5 protein-coding genes are annotated in these 7,302 nt (G+C 67.7%); 2 read left to right on the forward strand and 3 right to left on the reverse strand.

Annotation, left to right across the window (positions count from 1 at the left end; genetic code table 11):
* Positions 1-138 precede the first annotated feature (138 nt).
* Positions 139-1,737 (reverse strand): DUF2207 family protein, encoded by a 1,599-nt coding sequence (locus NS6_RS23285; RefSeq protein ID WP_068045224.1) that lies wholly within the window; start codon positions 1,735-1,737, stop codon positions 139-141.
* A 398-nt stretch (positions 1,738-2,135) separates the two neighbouring features.
* On the opposite strand from NS6_RS23285, the gene NS6_RS23295 reads away from it, so the two are divergent.
* The gene (locus NS6_RS23295; RefSeq protein ID WP_245669478.1) at positions 2,136-2,966 is read left to right on the forward strand and encodes a neutral zinc metallopeptidase; all 831 of its coding nucleotides are present in this window, start codon (positions 2,136-2,138) and stop codon (positions 2,964-2,966) included.
* A gap of 1 nt (position 2,967) precedes the next feature.
* On the opposite strand, the gene NS6_RS23300 is transcribed toward NS6_RS23295, so the two are convergent.
* Together NS6_RS23300 and NS6_RS23305 are read right to left on the reverse strand one after the other, a co-directional pair.
* Positions 2,968-3,663, reverse strand: a complete 696-nt coding sequence (locus NS6_RS23300; protein ID WP_068045232.1) for a TetR/AcrR family transcriptional regulator — start codon at positions 3,661-3,663, stop codon at positions 2,968-2,970.
* On the reverse strand, positions 3,660-5,936 hold the full coding sequence (locus NS6_RS23305) for an MMPL family transporter (RefSeq protein ID WP_068045234.1): 2,277 nt from the start codon (positions 5,934-5,936) through the stop codon (positions 3,660-3,662). The genes NS6_RS23300 and NS6_RS23305 overlap by 4 nt, the downstream gene beginning before the upstream one ends.
* Before the next feature lie 136 nt (positions 5,937-6,072).
* Between NS6_RS23305 and NS6_RS23310 the strand changes: the two genes are divergently transcribed.
* On the forward strand, positions 6,073-7,302 hold a 1,230-nt coding region (locus NS6_RS23310), incomplete at its 3' end, for a DNA polymerase III subunit gamma and tau (protein WP_157112901.1).

Here is a 7,302-nt window from a genome sequence, read left to right on the forward strand (position 1 = left end):
GAGCGGCGGCCGGCGCCCCCCGGCGGCACCGGCTCCGGTCGTCTACGACCGGAGCCGGGAACGGATAGCGCAAGGATTGCCGGTCGCCGTCCAGAAGGACCGCGACCCCCGCACGTCAGCGTGCGGGGGTCGCGCACGTCAACGTGCCGAGAACACACCTTCCACCGCGGTGATGAAGTACGGGAAGTGTCCGGCGAACCGATGCAGGTCGCGGTCGCCCTCGAAACCGCCGAACCAGTACAGACCGGGATCGTCGTCGGCGGACGGGTCGATATCGCGGAACGTGCGCACCCAGTTGTCGGCGCGGCTCCAGACGATCATGTACGGCAGTCCGCGGGAGAACACCAGTTCCCGGTCGCCTGCGGGGATCTGCGCGCTGTTCACCTGTTCCAGGCCCTGCTGCAATCCGCGCACCTGTCCGGTGAGTGAGCGCCCGTAAGCGGTGCGGGCCGGCAGGAAACGCTGGGCCGCGAGCAGTGCGGCGCCGGCGATCACGATCGCGATGCCTACCAGTGCGTGTCCGGAAAGCAGTGCCGCGGCAACGGTCACCCCGGCGCCGAGCACTATGAGGGCTCCGCCGAGCCAGAGCGGTATGCGACGGCGGGACGGGTCGATGAACGCGCCGCGTTCGACCGCGTCGGTGAGCATGGTGTGGCGGAGTGATTCGATCGGAAGCCGGCCGGGGGCACTCAGATCGGCCACCGTGACCTCATGGGTCCCCGCGGGGAGCAGGGCGTCGTAGACCGCACGCTCGTACGGCCGCAGCTGTTCATCGGCCGGGTTGACCCGGATCATCCGCCACTGGGTTTCGCCGATGCGCCCGATCCAGAGGTAGTTGCGCACCGCCAGGTCGACGACCGTGGCGGCGATATCGGTGGTGTCGGCGTGCCCGTCGAGCAGAACTCCCGCTTCGCCGGGGAGCAGGCCCGCGGGGGAGCTGAACTGGGTGCGGCCCTCGGCGTGGACCAGTGGCTGCGCCGGTTCGGCGGCAGCTGTCTGCCGGCGTGCCCAGACGATGTAGCCGGCGAGCCCCGCCGACGCGGCAAGCAGTAGGGCGAAAGCGACGAGGACCGGACCGGTGATCGCGAAAGGCGAGTCGCCGGGACCGCTGATATCGGCGTTCGACGCTACGGTGCCGGGCGGGATCTGCAGCGTGAGATCGACCGATTCGCCCTTGCGTAGGTTTGTCTGGTCCAGGTACAGCACCCCGTCGGGTTCGATGCGCACCTGGGCGCAGGGCCGCGTGCTACCGATCGGCCCGAGCAGGCATTCCACGATGCCCATCTCGAAACTCGGGCTGATCAGCGTGGCGTGGATTTCGGCGATATCGACGTTGAGCACCCCGAACCAGCGGAACACCTGGCTGCCCTCGGCGTCGCTGACCGTGTTCTGCACCGAGTAGCGGAAAGTCGACTCGCCGGGCCCGGCCTCGATGGTGAACAGGTCACCGGCTACCTGTGCGGTTCCGGGGCCGGTCGTTTCGATATCGGTGACCGCGAACCTGCGTTCGGAATCCTCGCTGATCTGCACCCGCAGCGGCAGGGACATGGTGAATTGTTCACCGGGTGGGACGGTAACCCGCTCGGTCACTTCGAGAACGCCCTCGCGGCTGAGGGTCATATCCAAGTTCAGGATCACACCGGCGGGATCCTGGGCCCGGGCGGTGGGCGTGAACAGGGTGAACAATCCGGTCAGTGCAACTAGTAGCGCCGCGGCGCCCCCCCGAAAAGTGAGCATGGTCCGTAACTTTAGACAGCTTGCTATCCTGCGTCAGCGGCTGTTGGCGTTCCGAGAATTCGAGAGGGACCGGGGGAGTGACTCGACCACCTTATGAACGTGGACCGGTTCCGCCTGGTAGACAGCCGATTCCACCGCACGGGCGACCACCTTACGGACCGCCGCCCGGCCGGCTGCAGCCGCCACCGCAGGGGGTGCGTCCGGGATACCCGGCCGCACCGGGGTATCCGCCGCCGCGGCCCGGCTACCCGCCGCGGCCGGGCCCGCCGCCGCAGCGCGGTCCGATACCGGGATACCGGCCGATCGTCGCTCCGCCCATGCCACCGCCCGTCCCGCAGCGGCCGCCGGGTGTTCGGCAGCCCCGGCCTCGGCGTGGTGGCGCCCGGACATTGTGGATATTGCTCGCGATCCTCGCATTCGTGGTGGCGGCATTGGTTCGCGGAGCATTGGATTCGGGTGGCTCGAGCGTGTTCGGGCCGCAGCCCGATCATGGTTACGACACGGGGGTGACCGGGCCGTCCGAAACCGGTACCAATCCGCTGCTCATCGATACCGGCGCGACTCTCGTCCCCGCCGACTGTCCCTACACCGAGTGGTCGACCGACGAGGAAACGGCCCGCGCCTTCTTCGGGAGCGCCGAGAAATGCCTGGAGGCGGCGTGGCAGCCGGTGCTGGAAGCCGCGGGGTTGCCGTTCGAACCGCCGACCATCGAGGTATCGGCCACCACCGAGGGCATATCCACCCCGTGCACCGGCTCGACCAGTAATTTCGCCGCATTCTATTGTCCGGCCAACCGCACCGTGTATATGCCCATCAGCCAGCTGCAAACCGATTACTACGGGGACGACTGGGTGGTCTACCTGTCGGTTTTCGCCCATGAGTACGGCCACCACATCCAGAACCTGTCCGGCATCCTGCTCGCGGCCAACGGTGAACGTGTCGATGTGGGTGCGCAGAGCCCGGACGGCCTGGCGTTGTCGCGGCGGGTCGAACTGCAGGCCAACTGTTTCGACGGTATGTACCTGGTGTCCTCGGCCGATGGTGGTTCGCTGACCGCCGAACAGATGTCGCAGGCGCGCACCGATGCCGACAATCGTGGTGATCGAAGCGGTGATATGCGCGATCACGGCACGCCGGAGAACGGCGGGCGCTGGTTCGGGCTCGGTGTGGAGCACAATCGGACGGCCCAGTGCAATACCTTCACCGCACCGGACGATGCGGTGAGCTGAATCAGTCGGCGGCTGTTCCGGTGCCGCGTACCCGGCTCCGCAATCGGGTGAGCCAGTCCGTCATCTCCTCCGGGTCCGCCTCGGGGCCGATCAGTTCGGTGACGACATGTCCGGCGCAGGCCGCGTCGAGCACCCGGGCGGCCACAGCCATCGGGTCGCCCCACGGCAGAAAAGGTTTCGCCAGAAGCAGTGAGGCGATACCGTGCGCGGCGGCCCAGAGTTCCAGAACCACCGGGGTCGGGTCGCCGCGGTCGATCAACCCGTCCGCCATGGCTTCCTCGAGGGTGGTCGCGAAGGACTGGAAAGCGCCACTGGTCAGGACGAAGTCCACTGCGCCGTGTGCGTCGGTGGGGATAGTGGCCAGCCGGTACTGCTCGGGATGGTCGAGGGCGAAACGGACATAAGCCAAGCCCAGCCGCCGCAGCCGCAGCGGCGGAGGGTCGGCCGGGTCCACCGCGGCCTGCATGGCGGTGTTCAACGCTTCGAAAACCTCGGCCACCGCGGCCTCGATCAGCGCGTCCTTATCGGCGAAATGGCGGTAGATCGATGGTGCGCTGACACCCACCATCCCCGCGACCGCGCGGATGGATACGGCCTCGACATTGCCCGTACGTTCGAGCAGCTCCCGGGTGGCCGCGATGATCTCCGCCCGTAAGCGGCCTCCGGTTCCACGCGGTGAGCGCGGCCGCCCGGTCATACCCGCACCGGTGGTTCGGTGGCGGCCGGCCGCGGCTCGGTTTCCTCGCCGAGCCCGAATCGTTCGTGCAGGCGAGCCAGCGGTTTGGGGGCCCACCAGTTGAGTGGGCCCATCAACCGCATCAGCGCCGGTACCAGCAGGGCCCGGATGATGGTGGCGTCGACCAGTACCGTCAGCGTCAAACCCAACCCCATCAGCTGGATGAACGAGACCTGCGAGGTGGCCAGCGCGCCGATCACGATGGCCATCAGTACGGCGGCGGCGGTGAAGATCCGGCCGGTGCGGGCCACGCCGACAGCGACGGATGCGGTGTTGTCCTCCGCCGCGAATTCGCCGCCGGTGCGGCCCGCGCGACGGTGGAGCCATTCCTCCCGGATCCGGGAGAGCAGGAATACCTCGTAGTCCATGGACAGGCCGAAGGCCAGGCAGAACATGAGGATCGGCATGGTAGGCACCAGGTAGCCGACCGCGGTGAAGCCGAGCAGGCCCTCGAAGTGGCCGTCCTGGAATATCCACACCATGGCGCCGAATGCCGCGGTCAGCGAAAGGGTGTTCAGCAGCAGCGCTTTCAGCGGCAGGACCACGCTGCCGGTGAACAGGAACAGCACGACGAAGGTGGCCAGGACGATGAGCAGTGCCGCCAGGGGTAGCCGGTCGGCGAGTGCGTCGAGGGAATCCTCGTTCATCGCGGCGGCGCCGGAGAAGAGCGGGGGCGCCGGTGCCGGTACCGCCCGGAGCTCCGCCAGTTGGTCGCCTCCGGCGGGGGAGAACGGGTCGAGGGAGGTATTCACGGTCAGATAGGTGCCGGTGTTGTTGGCCATCCCCGGCGGGGTGGGAGCGAGCCGGCTACCGGAGACATACACTCCGGCGCTGGACAGCACCCCCGTCACATCGTCGACTTCGGACAACCGGGCCGCGTATGCGCCGACACTCTGCTCGTCCTGGTGGCCGTTCAGCACGATCGTGGTGTTGCCGCCCGGATCGGCCCGCGGGAATTCTGCGCGCACCTCGTCACCCACTTGCCGACTGGCGGCGGTCTCCGGGAGTACGCGCTCGTCGGGGTAGCCGAATTTCACGGACAGGAACGGCGATCCCAGCGCCAGCAGCAGCGTGACGATCACCACGGATACCGGGACCGCGAACCGCATCACTTGTCGGACCAGCCGGTACCAGCCGGTCTGTTCCGGAATCATGGTGCCCAGCGGTGCCGGCTTGCGTCCGAACAAGCGCAGCAGCGGTGCGCGCAGGTCCAAGGCGTTCACCCGGGAACCCAGCAGTACCAGCGCCGCCGGCAGCACGATCACCGAGGCCGCCGCCGCGGCCACCACGACCGCCACGCCGGAATAGGCGAACGAGCGCAGGAAATACAGGTCGAACACCAGCATCGCCGAAAGCGACAATGCCACGGTGAAGGCGGAGAACAGTACGGTGCGGCCCGCTGTCTGCAAGGCGCGCACGGTCGCGGCACGGGGGTCCAGGCCGCCCGCGAGTTCCTCCCGGAACCGGCTCACGATGAAAAGGCTGTAGTCGATTGCCAGCGCCAGGCCGAGTGCGGTGGTGAGGTTCATCGCGTAGATGGACACATCGGTGACCAGTGTGAACAGCCGCAGAATCGCCAATGTGGCGGCGATCGCGAACAAGCCGACCAATAATGGCAGCGATGCCGCGACCAGGCTGCCGAACACCAGTATCAATACGATCAAGGTCAGCGGTATGGCCGCGGCCTCGGCGACCGCCAGATCGTGGGTGATCTGCTCGTTGATCTCGTTGAAGGTGGCGGCCACGCCACCCGCCCGGATAGTGACACCGTCGATTGTGCCGGTGACCTGGGCGCTGATCTCACCCGCGGCTTCCTGCATCTGGGTTTCGTCGCCGTCCAGGTGTACGGCAACGAGCCCGGAATTTCCGTCGGTACTGCGTAGTGCCGAGGCGACTGCGGGCGAGGGGGCGGTCCAGTACGACTGGACGCTGGTGGTGCCGGGATGCGCCCGGATCGTGTCGACGGCCGCCTGTGCCCGGGCTCGTACAGCGGGTGTATCGACGCCTTCCGGCGAGTCGACCAGCAGGATGTAGTTGGGTGCGGCGCCTTCGAAATTATCTGCGAGCAACTCCCCGGCCTGTGTGGATTCGGCATCGGAGGAGACGAATCCACCCGATTTGAGTCCGGACGCGGCGGTGGCGCCGAAGATGCCGCAGAGCAGTGCGACGGCCAGTGCGCCGACGAGTATCGCCCGTGGATGTCTCGTGACGAGTTGCGCGATTCGGATCAGCATGTGCAGGGCCCCCGCCTAGATAGGTTAGTGGCGTTAGCGTAACGCTGTTAACCCATGGATGGAAGACCCTTCCGGCCGAGCGGTTCGTCGACGGGCCGAGACCCCACACGTCGTAGTCGCGCCCTACACTCTCCGCGTGGCTCTGTACCGGAAGTACCGACCGGCAACGTTCGCTGAAGTAGTGGGCCAGGAGCATGTCACCGACCCGCTGTGTACCGCGCTCGATACCGGGCGGATCAGTCATGCGTACCTGTTCTCCGGTCCGCGCGGTTGCGGGAAGACCTCGTCCGCCCGGATCCTGGCGCGGTCGCTGAACTGTGTGGAAGGTCCCACCTCCACCCCATGCGGCACCTGCGCTTCCTGTGCATCCCTCGCTCCGGGCGGCGGCGGGAACCTCGATGTGATCGAACTGGACGCGGCCAGCCACGGCGGTGTGGACGACACCCGGGAACTGCGCGATCGCGCCTTCTATGCACCCGCCGAGTCCCGCTACCGGGTGTTCATCGTGGACGAAGCGCATATGGTGACCACCGCCGGATTCAACGCGCTGCTCAAGATCGTCGAAGAACCGCCGGCGCATCTGATCTTCGTGTTCGCCACCACCGAACCCGAAAAAGTACTGCCGACCATCAGGTCGCGTACCCATCACTACCCGTTCCGGCTGCTGCCGCCCGCCACGATGCGGGGGCTGCTCGGTGATATCTGCGCCCAGGAGCACGTACCGGTGGACGAGGCGGTGTATCCGCTGGTCATCCGAGCAGGTGGGGGTTCCCCGCGAGACAGTTTGAGTGTTCTCGACCAGTTGCTCGCGGGCGCCGGTAGCGACGGCGTCACCTATACGCGCGCCGTCGCGCTGCTGGGGGTGACCGATGTGGCGTTGATCGACGACGCGATCGACGCGCTGTCCGCCGGCGACGGTGCCGCGCTGTTCCGCACGGTGGACCGGGTGATGGAGGCCGGACACGACCCGCGCCGTTTCGCAGTGGATCTGCTCGAACGGCTGCGCGACCTGATCCTGATGCAGGCCGTGCCGGACGCCACCGAGCGCGGTCTCGTGGCCGCGCCCGCCGACCTGCTGGACCGGATGCGCGATCAAGCCGCCCGGCTGGGTCCCGCGACGCTCACCCGCTGCGCCGAACTCCTGCATGCCGGCCTGGGGGAGATGCGCGGTGCCACCGCGCCGCGATTGCTGCTCGAGGTCGTGTGTTCCCGGATGGTGCTCCCCGCGGCCGATACCTCCGACGCCGCAACCCTGCAACGGCTTGAACGGCTGGAGCGGCAGGTGGCTTCCGGCGTCGTATCGGCCCCGGCCGCCGGTGCGGCCGAGCCGGGGCAGGCTTCCGCCGGTGCGCCCCCGGAGCCGGCC

Origin of the sequence: Nocardia speluncae NBRC 108251 (assembly GCF_001613245.1) — a bacterium.
Lineage (GTDB): Bacteria > Actinomycetota > Actinomycetes > Mycobacteriales > Mycobacteriaceae > Nocardia > Nocardia speluncae.